At 53.5% G+C, this 16,356-nt stretch carries 12 protein-coding genes; 9 read left to right on the forward strand and 3 right to left on the reverse strand.

Annotation, left to right across the window (positions count from 1 at the left end):
• Window positions 1–218: 218 nt before the first annotated feature.
• From FBY13_RS01660 to FBY13_RS01685, 6 genes are all read left to right on the forward strand, one after another.
• Window positions 219–395, forward strand: a complete 177-nt coding sequence (locus FBY13_RS01660) for a general stress protein (protein WP_074181015.1) — start codon at window positions 219–221, stop codon at window positions 393–395.
• A 525-nt stretch (window positions 396–920) separates the two neighbouring features.
• Complete coding sequence (gene katE, locus FBY13_RS01665; RefSeq protein ID WP_145393307.1) at window positions 921–3,185, forward strand: catalase HPII; 2,265 nt, start codon at window positions 921–923, stop codon at window positions 3,183–3,185.
• A gap of 469 nt (window positions 3,186–3,654) precedes the next feature.
• Complete coding sequence (gene treZ, locus FBY13_RS01670) at window positions 3,655–5,442, forward strand: malto-oligosyltrehalose trehalohydrolase (protein WP_145393308.1); 1,788 nt, start codon at window positions 3,655–3,657, stop codon at window positions 5,440–5,442.
• A complete protein-coding gene (gene treY, locus FBY13_RS01675; RefSeq protein ID WP_145393309.1) occupies window positions 5,439–7,970 on the forward strand; it encodes a malto-oligosyltrehalose synthase in 2,532 nt (843 codons plus the stop codon). Before treZ ends, treY begins: the two co-directional genes overlap by 4 nt.
• A 59-nt stretch (window positions 7,971–8,029) precedes the next feature.
• Window positions 8,030–10,102 carry a glycogen debranching protein GlgX gene (glgX, locus tag FBY13_RS01680; protein ID WP_145393310.1) on the forward strand — a complete coding sequence of 691 codons (2,073 nt, stop codon included), beginning with the start codon at window positions 8,030–8,032 and terminating at the stop codon, window positions 10,100–10,102.
• A gap of 136 nt (window positions 10,103–10,238) precedes the next feature.
• On the forward strand, window positions 10,239–11,003 hold the full coding sequence (locus FBY13_RS01685) for an SDR family NAD(P)-dependent oxidoreductase (protein ID WP_063879415.1): 765 nt from the start codon (window positions 10,239–10,241) through the stop codon (window positions 11,001–11,003).
• Window positions 11,004–11,200: 197 nt separating this feature from the next.
• Here FBY13_RS01685 and FBY13_RS01690 read toward each other — a convergent pair whose 3' ends face one another.
• Window positions 11,201–11,476, reverse strand: a complete 276-nt coding sequence (locus tag FBY13_RS01690) for a hypothetical protein (RefSeq protein WP_063879414.1) — start codon at window positions 11,474–11,476, stop codon at window positions 11,201–11,203.
• 720 nt (window positions 11,477–12,196) lie between these two features.
• Between FBY13_RS01690 and FBY13_RS01695 the strand changes: the two genes are divergently transcribed.
• Window positions 12,197–13,408: a diguanylate phosphodiesterase gene (locus FBY13_RS01695; RefSeq protein ID WP_145393311.1), complete on the forward strand. Its 1,212-nt coding sequence runs from the start codon at window positions 12,197–12,199 to the stop codon at window positions 13,406–13,408.
• A 228-nt stretch (window positions 13,409–13,636) separates the two neighbouring features.
• Window positions 13,637–13,870 carry a DUF4060 family protein gene (locus FBY13_RS01700; RefSeq protein WP_063879412.1) on the forward strand — a complete coding sequence of 78 codons (234 nt, stop codon included), beginning with the start codon at window positions 13,637–13,639 and terminating at the stop codon, window positions 13,868–13,870.
• Window positions 13,871–13,918: 48 nt separating this feature from the next.
• Here the strand turns inward: FBY13_RS01700 and anmK are convergent, their stop codons facing one another.
• The gene (gene anmK / locus FBY13_RS01705; protein ID WP_109716253.1) at window positions 13,919–15,040 is read right to left on the reverse strand and encodes an anhydro-N-acetylmuramic acid kinase; all 1,122 of its coding nucleotides are present in this window, start codon (window positions 15,038–15,040) and stop codon (window positions 13,919–13,921) included.
• A gap of 285 nt (window positions 15,041–15,325) precedes the next feature.
• Here anmK and FBY13_RS01710 point away from each other — a divergent pair, with 285 nt between their 5' ends.
• Window positions 15,326–15,793, forward strand: a complete 468-nt coding sequence (locus FBY13_RS01710) for a glycine zipper 2TM domain-containing protein (RefSeq protein WP_063879410.1) — start codon at window positions 15,326–15,328, stop codon at window positions 15,791–15,793.
• Window positions 15,794–15,838: 45 nt separating this feature from the next.
• Here FBY13_RS01710 and slyA read toward each other — a convergent pair whose 3' ends face one another.
• The gene (gene slyA / locus FBY13_RS01715) at window positions 15,839–16,276 is read right to left on the reverse strand and encodes a transcriptional regulator SlyA (RefSeq protein WP_145393312.1); all 438 of its coding nucleotides are present in this window, start codon (window positions 16,274–16,276) and stop codon (window positions 15,839–15,841) included.
• Window positions 16,277–16,356 lie beyond the last annotated feature (80 nt).

Here is a 16,356-nt window from a genome sequence, read left to right on the forward strand (position 1 = left end):
ACCTTTGTTGTAACGGGTCGCGTATAACGGCAAAGTGCTCTACCTGACCCGCTTGCCCGGCGCGCACAGCTTATCCCCTGATTTTACAAGTAATAACCGCAACATCTCGTCACCGAATAATGGGTTTCAGGGTGGCATAATTTCGTATCAGAACTAAACTTAGCGCTGTGACTAGCTAGTCCTTCTTATCTAAGGAACCCTGATATGAGGTCTTGTCTATGACACAACAGAAATACAGAGGTGGTGCCGGTAATTTTGCCAACGATCCAGACCGAGCCAGTGAAGCTGGCAGTGCAGGAGGCAAAGCCAGCGGAGGTAATTTCAAAAATGATCCTGAAAGAGCCAGGGAGGCCGGTCGGAAAGGAGGCAAAAAAAGCCGTCGCACTTCTAAGTAGTTCTGAGTAAGGCGCCTTAAGGAGGTAGTACGCCATGGACTGGCGATTTTTATCCCCTCTCACCCCTGCATTTTTATTCCCGTTCACCCTTTCCAGTAATGCTTTTTACGCCTTATCCATCGTCGCTTATTTCCGCTTCGCTTTGAGGATAATAAGCGTAGCGTGAGAGAGAAAAACGTCGCTTATTTTTAGCAAAACGTAATAAACCTGAGCGGAACGATTTTCAGAAAATACCTGGGTTATAAAAAACAACTGGCTGTAATCACCCAGGCGACAGCAAAGGGAAATAAAAAATAACCCATTGAATAAGATAGAGATACCACATTGCCGTCGCGCTTAAAATAAGCATTTAGTTTCGCTATTAAATTATTTTTTCGCTGATTGAAAATCACTAAAAACAGGAGAAATATCGCCTGCTCTTTATTTAACCGCAACGATTAAGCGCAATATTTATAAGCTTATTAATTAAGTTGTTCTATATTTACTGGCACCTCAAGTAGTAAAAAAAAGCTGGAGCAATGTGTTATGTCGAATGAAAAAAAGAATAATCCCCTGAGTCATCGGGCCCCCACGACCGGCCCGGAATCATCACAGCCCGGACTGGGCTCACTGGCTCCTAAAGATGGTTCACATCAGCCACCAGCCGAACCGACACCGCCGGGTAAGAAACCCACGGCACCAGGCAGCCTTAAAGCCCCCGATACTCACAGCAGCAAACTCGATCAGTTAGCAGCGAACCGTAAAGATGGAACGGGCAGCCCGCTTACCACCAATCAGGGCACCCGTATTGCAGACGATCAGAACTCGTTACGCGCTGGTGCGCGTGGGCCGACGCTGCTTGAAGATTTCATCATGCGGGAGAAAATCACCCATTTTGACCATGAGCGAATTCCGGAACGCATCGTTCATGCGCGAGGCTCGGCGGCACACGGCTATTTCCAACCTTACTGCTCAATGAAGGACGTGACCAAAGCTCATTTCCTGAGCGAGCCAGAGCAGATTACGCCGGTGTTTGTGCGCTTCTCCACGGTTCAGGGCGGCGCGGGTTCAGCGGATACGGTGCGTGATATCCGTGGCTTTGCCACCAAGTTCTACACCGATGAAGGCGTTTTCGACTTAGTGGGTAATAACACGCCGGTGTTTTTTATTCAGGACGCCCACAAATTCCCCGACTTTGTGCATGCGGTGAAACCCGAGCCACACAATGAAATTCCACAGGGCCAAAGTGCTCATGACACCTTTTGGGATTATGTGTCGCTACAACCTGAAACCCTGCACAACGTGATCTGGGCAATGTCTGACCGCGGTATTCCGCGCAGCTATCGCACAATGGAAGGCTTTGGTATTCACACCTTCCGCCTGATTAACGATGAAGGCAAAGCCACGTTTGTTCGCTTCCACTGGAAACCACTGGCAGGTAAAGCGTCGCTGCTGTGGGACGAATCGCAGAAGCTGACCGGGCGCGATCCGGACTTCCACCGTCGCGATCTGTGGGAAGCGATTGAAGCGGGTGACTTTCCGGAATTCGAGCTTGGCCTGCAGCTGATCCCGGAAGAGGATGAGTTCAAGTTCGACTTCGATATTCTGGATGCCACCAAGCTGATTCCTGAAGCGCTGGTCCCTGTCGTGCGGGTCGGTAAAATGGTGCTGAATCGCAATCCGGATAACTTCTTTGCAGAAACAGAGCAGGTTGCGTTCCACCCGGGCCATATCGTACCTGGGCTCGACTTTTCCAACGATCCTCTGCTTCAGGGCCGACTGTTCTCCTACACCGATACGCAAATCAGTCGCCTCGGTGGTCCTAACTTCCATGAGATCCCGATTAACCGCCCGGTTTGTCCATATCACAACTTCCAGCGCCAGGGCATGCACCGGATGGATATTGACACCAATCCGGCCAACTATGAGCCCAACTCAATTAACGATAACTGGCCTCGCGAAACACCGCCTGCGGCAAAAGGTGGTGGTTTCGAGAGCTATCAGGAACGTGTTGAGGGGCATAAAGTCCGTGAGCGCAGTCCATCCTTTGGCGAATATTATTCTCAACCTCGCCTGTTCTGGAACAGTCAGACCGAGATTGAACAGCAGCACATCATTGGCGCGTACTCTTTCGAGCTGAGTAAAGTCGCCCGTCCTTATATTCGCGAGCGCGTGCTTGACCATCTGCTGCGCATTGATGTCAAACTGGCGCAAGGTGTGGCAGCCAATCTGGGTATTGGCCTTAGCGACGAACAGCTGAATACCGCTGCGCCAAAAGACGTGAATGGTCTGCAGAAAGATGACAGCCTGAGCCTGTATGCGATTCCGGATGGTGACATCAAAGGTCGTCAGGTGGCGCTGCTGTTGAGCGAAGGCGTGAAGGCCGAGGACGTGTTGCACATCCTGCAGCACCTGAAAGCCGCAGGCGTGCATACCAAACTGCTGGCGGCGCATATGGGCCAGGTCAGCGCCGACGACGGTTCTCTGTTACCCATCGATGCGACGTTCAACGGTCTCCCTTCACTGACCTTCGATGCCGTAATGGTACCCGATGGTAACGTTGACGCGCTGCTGAAAAGCGGTGACGCGCGCTACTTCCTGCTGGAAGCCTACAAGCATCTGAAAGTCATCGGCCTGAGTGGCGACGCACGTCGCTTTAAAGCGCAGTTTGATCTGGATGAAAACCAGCAAGAAGAAGGCATTGTGGAAGCCGATAATGCTGAAATTGCGCTGATGAATGATTTTACCGCCGCCATGGCAGAACATCGCGTCTGGTCGCGCAGTCAAAAAGCACAGACCATTCCGGCCTGATCCTGGTTCCAGCCATTCCGATCGGGGTGGCTGGAGCACGGGGTGCGCAAGTGTCACACCTGCCCTTTCTGTTTTCCCTGCAAAACCGCTGCTTTCAGCGGTTTTTTTCTGCAAAAGCCCTGGTCTTTATCTGATTTACCGCAGACAGCAGCAGAAGGATGTCGGGGGGATCGGACAACCCTGTCATGTAGAAGGGAAAAAAGGTGTGGTGTTCATTGTGCACCGCGACCGTAAATGCCGCAGCGTAGTCTATGATTACTTGTTGAGAGTCGTGTGAAGCAGGCGCTGCCGGGTGCCTGAAGCGGTATTACACATAACATTTTCTGAATAATGGCGCTGGTTGAGGCTGTTAAGGCGCACCGACCTCCTGGGCGCTGAATCTCGCTGACATACCTTTGAACTCGCCTCATCGGCTTAACGATAGCGCGAGGATGTTTATTGCGTACTTTCTGGTTAACGAGGCAACGGAATGGGATCTACATCTTTTTTTAAGAGTTGGGGAAGTGAATTTCTGGCTGATGGTACGGTGCGTTTCCGCGTGTGGGCGACGGGTCAACAGCAGGTCACATTAAGACTTTCCGGTAATGATATCGCGATGACGCCAGCCGAAGACGGCTGGTTTGAGCAGCAGGTCAGCGGTGTACAGGCGGGAGCAGCCTATAATTTCGTGCTGAACGATGGCACGGTGATTCCCGATCCGGCTTCACGCGCGCAGCAAGACGACGTCAACGGCCCTTCTCTGGTCATCGATCCTGGTCACTATCATTGGCAGAACACCAACTGGCAAGGCCGTCCGTGGCAGGAAAGCGTGGTCTATGAAATGCATATGGGCACCTTCACCGAAGAAGGAACCTTCCAGGCCGCGATAAAGAAACTGCCTTACCTGGCTGAAACCGGCATCACCATGATTGAAGTGCTGCCCGTCTCTCAGTTCGGCGGTCAACGTGGTTGGGGTTACGATGGCGTGCTGCTTTACGCACCTCACGCCGCGTACGGTACGCCTGACGATTTTAAGGCGTTTATTGATGCAGCCCACGGTTATGGCATTGCGGTGGTACTGGATATTGTGCTTAACCACTTTGGCCCGGATGGTAACTATCTGCCGTTGCTGTCGCCTGACTTCTTTCATAAAGACCGGATGACGCCGTGGGGCGCAGGTATTGCTTATGATGTGGATGCGGTGCGGCGTTATATCGCTGAAGCCCCGCTCTACTGGCTGCAGGAGTACCATCTTGACGGCTTGCGCTTTGACGCCATCGATCAGATTGAAGACATTTCAGACAAGCATGTTTTGACGGACATTGCCGAACGCATTCGTGCCGATATTCCCGATCGCCAGATTCACCTCACCACCGAAGACTGTCGCAACGTTATCTTTCTGCATCCCAGAGCAGAAGATGGCTCCGCCCCGCTGTTTACCGGGGAATGGAATGATGATTTTCACAATGCCGTTCATGTGTTTGCCACGGGCGAAACGCATGCTTATTACCAGGATTTTGCCGAACAGCCAGAGAAACGCGTGGCGCGCGCGCTGGCTGAGGGCTTTGTCTATCAGGGCGAGGTCTCCGTGCAGTCCGGCGAAAAGCGCGGCGTTGACAGTACCGGTCAACCACCGGTGGCCTTTGTGGACTTTATCCAGAATCACGATCAGGTCGGCAATCGCGCGCAGGGAGAACGGCTGATTTCACTGGCCGGGGCCGAACGTACCCAGGTGCTGCTGGCCACGCTCCTGCTGTCGCCTCACATCCCTTTGCTGTTTATGGGGGAGGAGTACGGCGAAACCCATCCTTTCCTGTTCTTTACCGATTTCCATGGCGATCTGGCCAAAGCGGTGCGCGAAGGCCGGGCGAGAGAGTTTGAAGGACACGCGGGCCATGAAGGTGAAAGCGTTCCCGATCCCAATGACGAAGCGACCTTTACCCGATCAAAACTGGACTGGCGCAAGCTGGAAAGTGAAGAAGGAAAACGTTGGCTGAAGCTGACCCGTTCGCTTCTGGCCATCCGGCAGCAGTACATTGTGCCGCTGCTGGCAACGGCGGGCGGGCATAGCGGGAAGGTGCTGGAAACCGCAGAGGGATTCGTTGCCGTAAGCTGGACGTTCCCAGCCGGAACCCTCTCTGTGGCATTGAATATCGGTGAACAGGATCGTCCCCTGCCAGAGATGCCGGGTGAAACCCTTTTTGCCTGGCCGCAACCGGCAGACAATCTGCCGCCAAACGCAATGATTGTTCGTCTGGCTGCCGGAGAGCATAAATGAGTATTCCAACCGCGACCTACCGTATTCAGTTCCGAAATAGCATGACCTTTGACCGCGCAGCGGCGCTGATTCCTTATCTGAAACACATCGGCATCAGTCATCTTTATGCCTCGCCGGTCTTTACCGCGACCCGTGAATCCACCCACGGGTATGACGTGACCGACGTGAATCAGATCGATCCGGCCATTGGTGGCCGCGCGGGGTTTGATCGTCTGGCGCAGGCGTTGAAACAGGCCGGTATGGGATTCATCATTGATATCGTTCCCAACCACATGGCGGCATCGCTGGAAAACGGCTGGTGGTACGACGTGCTGGAGCACGGCCAAAACAGTCGCTATGCCCACTATTTTGATATCGACTGGTCACGCCGTTTGACGCTGCCGTTTCTGGGCGATGATCTCGACACCGTGCTGGAAAACGGAGACCTCGCCGTCAAACGCGATCCGCAAACCGGCAAACCGGCACTGGCCTATTTTGAGAGCTACTATCCCCTGACCCCGGAAAGCTGGCAGGGACGTGAAGAGGCGGTTCTCCAGCTTCGCAGCAAAGCCGAGCTGGCGGCCCTGCACCAACAGCAACCCTGGCGACTGATGTCGTGGCGCGATGCCGCCCAGGATCTCTCCTACCGCCGTTTCTTTGAGGTCACTGGCCTGGTCGGTGTGCGGGTCGAAGATCCGGCAGTGTTCAGGGATGCGCACCGGCTTATTCTGGAACTGGTGCACAGCGGCGCGGTTGACGGCCTGCGTGTCGATCACGTTGACGGGCTGGCCGATCCAAAAGGATACCTTGAACAGCTACGCCACGAGGCCGGTGCGGCATGTTATATCACCGTCGAGAAAATCCTGGGTGAGGGAGAACAGATCCCCGCCGACTGGCCGATTTCGGGCACCACCGGCTACGAGTTTATCGCCGCGCTGTCCCATGTCCTGGTTGATAACCATCATCTCGACGCGCTCCGCCAGGCCTATGAGAGCGTCAGTGGCAACGCTGTCCAGATGGCAGACGAACTCCGCAAAGCGAAATGCCTGATGGCAGACCGCAACTTTGCGGGTGAATTTTCGCGCCTGATGGATCTGGCTACCGCTATTGCCGCAGGTGAACAGATGACGGTTAACCCGGATCAGCTGCGCGCCGCACTGCGTGAGCTGCTGGTGGCCTTTCCGGTTTACCGCACCTACGGTAATGCGCACGGCCTGCCCGCAGATGACCTGCAACGGCTACAGGATATCGCCAGCAACGTGAAGGCGTCAGCACAGGCACCGGACAGTCGCACGATCGATTTCCTGCTACAGATTATGCAGGGCAACGTTGACGCTAAGGTCACCGGGCTGGCGGACAGCTTCCGTACCCGTTTCCAGCAGCTCACCGGCCCACTGATGGCGAAATCCATCGAGGACACGCTGTTCTACCGACAGAACCGGGCGCTGGCGCTTAATGAAGTCGGCGCAGAACCCTTGCAGCAGCAGTTTGACCCGCAACAGTTTCACCATGAGATGCAAACGCGTCTTGCGCGCCAGCCGGATGCCCTTACCGCCAGCTCGACGCATGACACCAAGCGAGGCGAGGACGCACGTGCCCGCCTTTATACCCTGACAGAAGCCCCTCAGCGCTGGGCGACGTGCGTGGAACGCTGGCGCGGGCTTAATCGTCAGGCGGTACGTACCCTTGAGGATGGCCCTGCACCGGAGGCGTCCGTGGAGTGGATGCTGTATCAGGCGCTGGCTGGCGTCTGGCCACCGACCCTGGCCCCTCAGGATAGCGCGGGCCTGGATGCCTTAGCCGAGCGCTTTGCGGGCTATGTGGAAAAAGCGTTGCGTGAAGCCAAGCTGCGTACTGACTGGACAGAGAACAATGCGGCCTATGAGCAGGCGGTGCTGGACTACGCGCGTCATCTGCTTTCACCGACTAATCAGGCTTTTCTGCAGGATTTCGTCGAGGCGTTGCAGCCCTTTATCCAGACCGGGCTGATAAACAGCCTGAGCCAGAGAGTCATCAAGCTGACCGCGCCTGGCGTGCCGGATATTTATCAGGGAAGCGAAGCACTGGACTTCAGCCTGGTCGATCCTGACAACCGTCGCGAGCCTGATTATGCCGCCCTCCAACAGATGTTAGCGGCTGCGACGACCGCCCTGCCCGCTACGCTTGATGGCTGGCTTCAGGGACAGGTTAACCAGCAAGCGACGTTTGCGCTACTGAATGCCCGTCGGGATCGGCCTGAACTGTTCGCCCGAGGCGCTTACCTGCCGCTGACGGCACAGGGCGCGCATTCGGACAGGCTACTGGCCTTTGCCCGTACGCGCGGCAATGACGCTGTTATCGTGATCACCTCCCGGCTGATGTTTAACCCACAGCAAAACCTGGAAACGCCCCCGTCGGCGCGCTGGGCCGCCACAGAGATTGTGTTGCCTGACGAACTGGCACATCGCCGTTACCGTGATGTGTTAAGTGGCCAGGAAATCACCCTGACCGATCGCATTACGCTTGAAACGTTAAATAATTACTGGGCACTGGCATTATTCGCTTGCTGAAAGCAGGTCAGTACATGGACTGAAACGCCGTAACTGGGTTCGTTAATTGAGAGGGATAGATGTCAAATCATCGTTTTGAAATCACGTCGGGATCGAGTCTACAGCTTGGGGCAAACTTCGATGGTAAAGGGGTAAATTTCGCGCTGTTTTCTGCCCACGCAGAACGCGTAGAACTGTGTCTTTACGACCCAAGCGGAAAAAATGAGATAGCCAGACTGGATTTGCCTGAGTTTACCCATGAGGTTTGGCATGGTTACGTGCCCGGTTTACCGCCAGGCACCCTGTATGGCTACCGCGTTTATGGCCCTTACGATCCGGAAAACGGTCATCGTTTTAACCCGAATAAATTACTGGTCGATCCCTATGCGCGCGAGCTGGCCGGGGATATTGCGTGGAACGAGGCGCACTTCGCTTATGATCTGTACCACGAAGACAAAGACCTGACGTTTGACGATCGCGACAGCGCGCCCTTCACGCCGAAATGCCGCGTGATTGACCCGAATGAATTTGACTGGCAGGACCAAAACCGCCCTCAGGTTCCCTGGTCCGAAACGATCGTTTATGAAACCCATGTGAAGGGCTTCACCCAAATGAACATGGCGCTGCCGCCGGAGATGCGCGGCACTTACGATGGGATGAGCCATTCATCGACGGTGGGCTATATCAAAAGCCTGGGCATTACCTCGGTTGAACTGTTGCCAGTGCACTGGTTTCCAGACGACCAACACTTGCTGGATAAAGGGCTGAAAAACTTCTGGGGCTATAATTCGCTGAACTTTTTTGCCCCGGCGACGCGCTATTTCGGTCCGCGCGGCATTCAGGGTTTCCGGGATATGGTGCGCGCCTTTCATGATGCGGGCATCGAAGTGATCCTTGACGTGGTTTACAACCACACCGCCGAGGGCAACGAGCTTGGCCCAACCCTGTCCTTTAAAGGCATCGACAACTTCTCTTACTACCGCACCTTGCCGGACCAGCATCGTTACTACATCAACGACACCGGCACAGGAAACACCGTGAATACCTCTCATCCGCGCGTGTTGCAGATGGTCACAGATTCCCTGCGTTACTGGGCCGACTCCATGCATATCGACGGTTTTCGTTTCGACCTTGGCACCATTCTGGGCCGCGAACCGGAAGGCTTCGACCCACGTGGCGGCTTCTTCGACGCCATCACCCAGGACCCGTTGCTCTCCCGGTTAAAACTTATTGGTGAGCCCTGGGACATCGGCCCTGGCGGTTATCAGGTCGGCGGCTTCCCACCGGGCTGGGCAGAATGGAACGATCAGTATCGCGATACCGTGCGCGATTACTGGAAAGGGAACAATGTCTCAACCGACTTTGCTGCCCGCCTGCTTGGCTCCGGCGATCTCTATGACCAGCGCGGACGCCGTCCCTGGGCCAGCGTCAACTTTATCACCGCGCATGATGGCTTCACGCTGAACGACCTGGTGTCCTACAACGAGAAGCACAATGCCGATAACGGTGAGGACAACAACGACGGCCACAACGATAACCGCTCGTATAACTATGGTGCCGAAGGCCCCACAGACGACGAGGGCATCAATGCGGTTCGTGAACGTCAGAAGCGTAACTTTCTTGCCACGTTATTTTTCTCGCACGGTACACCGATGCTGCTGGCGGGCGATGAGTTTGGTCGCAGCCAGATGGGAAACAACAACGGTTACTGTCAGGACAGTGAAATTTCATGGGTTCACTGGGACAACCTGCCCGCCTCCGCTGAAGCCTTGCGTGAGTTCACGCGCCACGTCATCTCGCTGCGTAAAACCCAGCCGCTGTTACGACGTGAAAGCTGGCGCGATGGAATGGAAATTAAGTGGTTCAATGCCGGTGGTGGATTACAGCAGGCGGAACAGTGGGACGAAGGCTCAACGCTCGGTGTCTATATCGGCCGCCCGGACCTGCAACATCAGGACGGTGTCTGGTATGACGTGCTCATGCTGATCAACCCGTTTGAAGGCAACGTCCCCTTCCGTATTCCTCAGTTTGGGGAAGGCGGATGGGTACTGGAGCTGACCACCAGCGATGTGAGCAAACACGGAATGGTGATCACCAAAGAGAAGGACTTTGAGCTGGAAGGCCGGAGCATGGCCCTGTTCAGAAGGCCGTAACGGCGTCCTGCGCAACGCGATTCGGGCGCTTAGCGGTTAAACAATACGCATCCGGTCCCGTTGCGCTTGACCTGGGCCACAGGGCTGCCAGGCTGAACAGGGTTATAACAGCAAGCGACGCCATTAAGGAGGCAAAATGTCCAGATTTACAGGTAAAATCGTTGTAGTGACAGGAGCCGGTTCAGGAATTGGTGAAGCGAGTGCCAGGCGTTTTGCACAGGAAGGCGCCTCTGTCGTACTGGTTGGACGTCATCAGGATAAGCTGCAAAAAGTGTTAGCGCAGTTGCCTGGCGACAGTCATCTGGCTACCGCCTGCGATGTCGCCGAGGCCGATCAGGTAAAAGCCCTGGCAGCCCGCGTCGAAGAGAAATATGGCCGGGTTGACGTGCTGGTCAATAATGCCGGAATTATCGTGCAGGGGCGCATCCATGAGATCGAACCTGCCGACTGGAAGAAGCTGATGAGTGTCGATCTCGACGGCGTATTCCACTGCGTTCACTTCTTCATGCCCGCCCTGCTCAAATCCAAAGGCAACGTGGTGAATATCTCATCGGTATCCGGTTTGGGTGGCGACTGGGGAATGAGCGTGTACAACGCCGCCAAAGGCGCAGTCACCAACTTTACCCGGTCACTGGCAATGGATTACGGCGCTGACGGCGTGCGGGTAAATGCAATTTGTCCCGGCTTCACTTTCACCGATCTGACCGAAGGCGTGAAAAACGATCAGGCGCTGCTTGAGCGCTTCTACGATCGCATTCCGTTAAGACGTGCGGGTGAACCTGAAGATATTGCTGATGCAATAGCCTTTATTGCCAGTGAGGACGCGCGTTATATTACAGGCGCTAATCTCCCGGTTGATGGTGGCCTGACCGCTTCTAACGGACAGCCTAAACAGGCTTAATATGAATAAAGCAGCTGTTCGCAGCTGCTTTATTACACTGCGTGCCCTGCACTATTAATACGATGCGTGTTTAGCGGTTATTCGCTCTTAACGCGGCAGTGAACGCCCCGCCTTCATGACCCGATTTTTCACGCCCTTCCGACACCTTGTGCCGACAAGATGAAACGCACGCTCAGCGCTGGCGCAGCATACTCCGTTCAGGACGACTTTGGCGTATGACGCATGGGCATGGCACGGCTACGTGCTGCCAGACTTCTGCCAGCACTGGGGCACACGTACGGGCTCAGGCAGGCGGTACACAGGATGACGTCGGGATGATGAATTTTGGCCACCGTTAAGGCTTGCTGACGGGTATACAGCGAACCAATAAATTCACGTCCACGGCCGTTATCCAGATGAATACAACCTTCTTTATGAATTATCCATCCGCCTCGGGTATAAGGACAGACATAATAGTAGCTTGATTTAAGCATAAGATTGCCCCTGGTGGTCGCTGTGCCAATGAGGTAGAAAAAGAGTTAATTACGATTTAATTTAATAATGTAGCGTTGTTGACCTTAGCTGAGAATTATCCCTAAAACTACAGAGATAATTATAAAACCGTGGTTTTGAGATTTATTCGCAGTGGGCGGTTTCGCATAGGTTAACTTCTTATGAGCATCGGGTTTCAGGAAATGGCATTGTTCGCCAAATCAGGTCTGATCCTTTAATCATTGCGTTTAAACCCGTCACTGTGCATACCGCTTAAAAAAACATATCAAATCAACACGCTGCTATTTTCTGCCCGACGAAGGACGTAAGGCCGGAGGGATAATTTGATTACGCCAGATAACCTGATCGCAGACTGCGCCAGCCGGATTTATTAGTGGGCGATAAAATTCAAAAAAGATACTACTATTCAATACCTAACGGCTGAACTACTGATATAATAGAAACTATGCGTAACACGCTGGTAAAGAACAGAATAATAAAAAATCTGTTTACCGCCGACCCGGTCTGTTATCCACCCCATGGATCGATCGCGTTAACTCTTCTGTGACAACGGAACATCACAGGTAAGTGCCCCCTGGTGCAGTGCTGGTGAAGAGCATGGCACAGACACATTTTGCGATGATATGACAGCAGGATCAGGCTTTGCCTGATAAACGCTCTGGCAATGTGTGCGGTAAAAAAACAAGAATCTGGAAGACTTTATGCTGTCTACAATTATCTATCGCAGTCACATCGCTGACCACGTTCCGCTTAAGATGCTGGAAGGATTAGTCACTAAAGCTAACAAAATAAATGAGTCATCCAGCGTGACCGGTATTTTACTATTTAACGGTACCCATTTTTTTCAGGTGCTTGAAGGGCCTGAAGCGGATGTCCTGGCGGTTTATGAGCGTATTTGCCGCGATTCCAGCCATCATAATATTGTGGAATTAATGCGTGATTACGCCCCTTCTCGTCGTTTTGGTAACGTGGGCATGGAGCTGTTTGACCTGCGGGAATACGATAAAACCACAGTGCTCAATGCCGTGCTGGAAAAAGGCACGACTAAATATCAACTGACGTACGAAGATCGGGCGCTTAAGTTCTTACGCACGTTTGTTGAGGCGCGAGAGAAAGAAAATTATTTTGAAATTCCCTCTGCGGACAGCTGGGATTTTATTCAGGATGATGCGGAAACACGCGAAGGTGATGCGGCAATGATCGATCAGGAGGGCGTAAATTTTGCCTTTCAGGCGATCATTGATCCCTTTGCCCGTAAAATCGTTTCCCTTGAAGCCCTGCTGCGCGGCCGTCAGGGGGAAACACAACAGCATTATTTTTCGCGCCTTGCACCCGAGGATATCTACCGCAACGATTTGCACTCTAAGCGCACCGCCTTTGCCCAGGCAAAAGCACTGGGCGTCGACGGTATCATGCTGTCAGTTAACCTGCTGCCAATGTCGTTGGTCGTGGTGCCCGATGCAGTCGCTTTTTTGCTGGCGGAAATTCATGCCCAGGATCTGGTGCCCGAACAAATTGTGGTTGAGTTCACCGAAAATGAAATCATCTCGCGCCTTGATGAATTTGCCGCCGCGCTAAAACAGCTTAAAGCCGCCGGTATTAGCGTTGCGCTGGATGATTTTGGCGCGGGCTATGCCGGGTTGTCATTACTGACGCAGATTCAACCCGATAAAATAAAAATCGACCGCAGCATTATCAGTAACGTGCACAAGAGCGGGCCGAAGCAGGCGATTGTGCACGCTATTTTAGCCTGTTGTTCGTCTCTGGAAATTAGCGTCATTGCAGAAGGGATTGAACAACCTGAAGAGTGGATGTGGCTGGAAGCGGCCGGCATTTCACAGTTCCAGGGGTTTCTTTTTTCCTGGCCTAAGTTAAACGGCGTCTCTGCCGTCGCCTGGCCAGAGCTTAAATAAGGCTTAGCACGAAAACGTAATAAATTTTGCGTTTCCCTTGCCGGAAATAAAACGTGCTGCTAAATATGAGTAGCACGTTTCAGATTGTGTCATTGCTCTGCAATATTTAACGTGCACGCTGTTTTTTTAATTAACGATGATGTTAAGCAGTCAGATGTTCAGTGTTAAAGACCGATGCAACGCGCAGTGTTCAGGCGCGCCCCACAGGTACAGCATTTGAGGGACTGAATGAAGCAAATCATCCGCGGTGATAAAGAACCCGTCCATATCGTAGCCGCCTCGCGCGCGCTTGAAGCCCATATGTCTCGCTATGGTGAGGGCAATAAATACCATCCGGTTATCTATTCAATTGCCTATCGCAGCAAATACTACCAGGTCGAAGTCATTACACGTCGGGAAACCATCGTGGCAACCGTCATCACGGGCGTGCGTAATCTGACGCATCTTCCCGGGGTGGCCTGAGCCGCTACGTCCACGTCTTTCAAGGGGACAGCTTCTGTCCCCTTTCTTTTAGCGCGTATATAACGGATTGGCGGGATAGATTGCGCCGATAACGCTTTTGGCTCGTGCCCCGGTGACCGCCGGCAAATTCCCAGGCAGGCCCGACAGAGTGCGAAATGCCAGCCAGGCAAAAGCCAGGGCTTCCATATCATCACCGTTAATGCCAGCCGAATCGGTCGTGGTCACCTCGGTACCGGCAAGATGCGCCGCCAGACGTGACATCAGTAATGGATTGCGGCTGCCGCCCCCACAGACCAGTAAACGATCGCACCCGTCATTGAGCTGTACCTGTTGCGCAATGCTGATGGCAGTAAACTCGTTGAGCGTGGCCTGGACGTCCTGTGCGGCGATGCCGGGGAAATGGCGCAGGTGTTGTTCCAGCCAACCCAGATTAAACAGCTCCCGCCCGGTACTTTTTGGCGGCGGCAAGGCTAACCAGGGCTCACGCAGTAAAGCCTCTAACAGAGCATGACTGACGTGGCCACTGCGTGCCCACTGGGCATCTTTATCATAGGCTTTACCCTGATTGCGCCAGATCCAGGCATCAAGCAGCATATTGCCCGGCCCGGTATCAAACCCCCGAACAGGCTGTCCCGGGATCAGCAAAGAGAGATTGGCGATACCGCCTATATTCAGCACCATGCGACGTTCAGTGGCATCCATCAGCAAGGCCTGATGGAAAGCCGGCACCAGCGGGGCACCCTGTCCACCCAGCGCCATGTCTCGCCGCCTGAAGTCCCCCACCACCGTGATACCGGTCGCGGCAACAATCTGATTGTGGTCACCGATCTGGAGCGTATTCGGTGCCGCGCTCTGCGGCTCATGCCACACCGTCTGACCGTGGCAGCCAATGGCCACGATATCGCCCACCTCAAGAGATTCACGCTGCATCAGGGTCAGTACCGCTTCAGCAAACAACTGCCCCAGTCGCGTATCAAGTTGCCCTAATTGTGACAACGTCAGGGTTTGCCCCTGACATATCGCCAGAATCGCCTGACGCAAATCAGGCGGCATGGGATGGCAGTAGCTTGCCTGCTGCGCCACCATATTTTCGTCGATAGCTGCCAGCACCACATCCACACCATCAAGGCTGGTACCCGACATCACGCCGATGTAGCGTCCTGATTTCATAGCCTTTCCTTTCGTTGTGGTGAAAATGTTATTATGCGGGTATAAGCCTGACAAACTCTCCCCGCTAAATCCATGATTAATTTGTTTTTAATCAATTAATTGCCTGTCAGTTAACGCCTTTGAACTTTTTCTGTTATCGATTGAATCATTGTTAAATTTTAACGGTCTATGCTGGCGTCAGCCATGTTTTGTTCCGACAAAGGTCAACTATCCAGCTTTATGTCTTATACTGTTTACAGGATTTCGCGAGAGATATGGCGCATTCTTGAATAAAGGAGTTTTCAAATGATTAAGCGTGTAATTGTGGTCGCTTTGACTGGTGTAATGCTTGCAGGTTGTAGCAATACCGATACGTTGTCGGGCGATACCTACAGCGCCAGTGAAGCCAAACAGGTTCAGAGTGTTTCATACGGTACGTTGGTGTCCGTGCGTCCGGTTAAAATTCAGGGCGGCGATGACAGTAACATCATCGGCGCAATCGGCGGTGCGGTGCTGGGTGGCTTCTTAGGCAACACCATCGGCGGTGGCGCAGGACGCAGTCTGGCAACGGCCGGCGGTGCGGTGCTGGGTGGCGTTGCAGGTCAGGGCGTACAAGGTGCGATGAATAAATCTGATGGTGTCGAGCTGGAAATCCGCAAGGATGACGGCAATACCATCATGGTGGTGCAGAAACAGGCGGCCAGTCGTTACTCCGTCGGACAACGTGTGGCAATGGCGACTGACGGCAGCCAGGTTACCGTTTCTCCACGCTAACGCAGTAACCTACCGACGCCAGTGCTGCCGCACTGCGCGTCGGTGTTATTTCTCTTTGTTCTGTAGCTCGAGGATATTCTTCTCAAGGCGTGCAATCAGCGACACCATCTGATTGATTTCATCGCGGCTGATACCGGAGAGGATGTCATCCCGGGTAATATCAATCACGTCTTCAACCTGCTGAATAACCGGCTCTGCCTGCTGCGTCAGTTTGATGCGTTTGGCACGGCGATCGTGCGCACAGGTGGTGCGGGTAATTAACCCCTTTTCTTCCAGTTGATCTAAGGTTCTGACCAGCGAAGGTTGCTCGATGCCAATGGCTTTGGCTAACTGAATTTGTGACTGCTCAGGGGGAAGCTGATGGATATTGTGCAGTGTGACCCAGTGCGTTTGAGTCAGGTCGAGCGGTTTCAGGCGCTGATCTATCAGTGCGCGCCAGATGCGTACCAGTCTGGACAGGTCCGTTCCGAGAGGGGTATCCATGTTATCTCCTTATAATTTAGTATGCTAGCTATCAAGCGGCATTGTATAGTATTTTGCAAGCTTGAAGGTTAAATTACAAA

This window comes from Pantoea sp. SJZ147, from assembly GCF_007828605.1.
Lineage (GTDB): Bacteria > Pseudomonadota > Gammaproteobacteria > Enterobacterales > Enterobacteriaceae > Pantoea > Pantoea allii.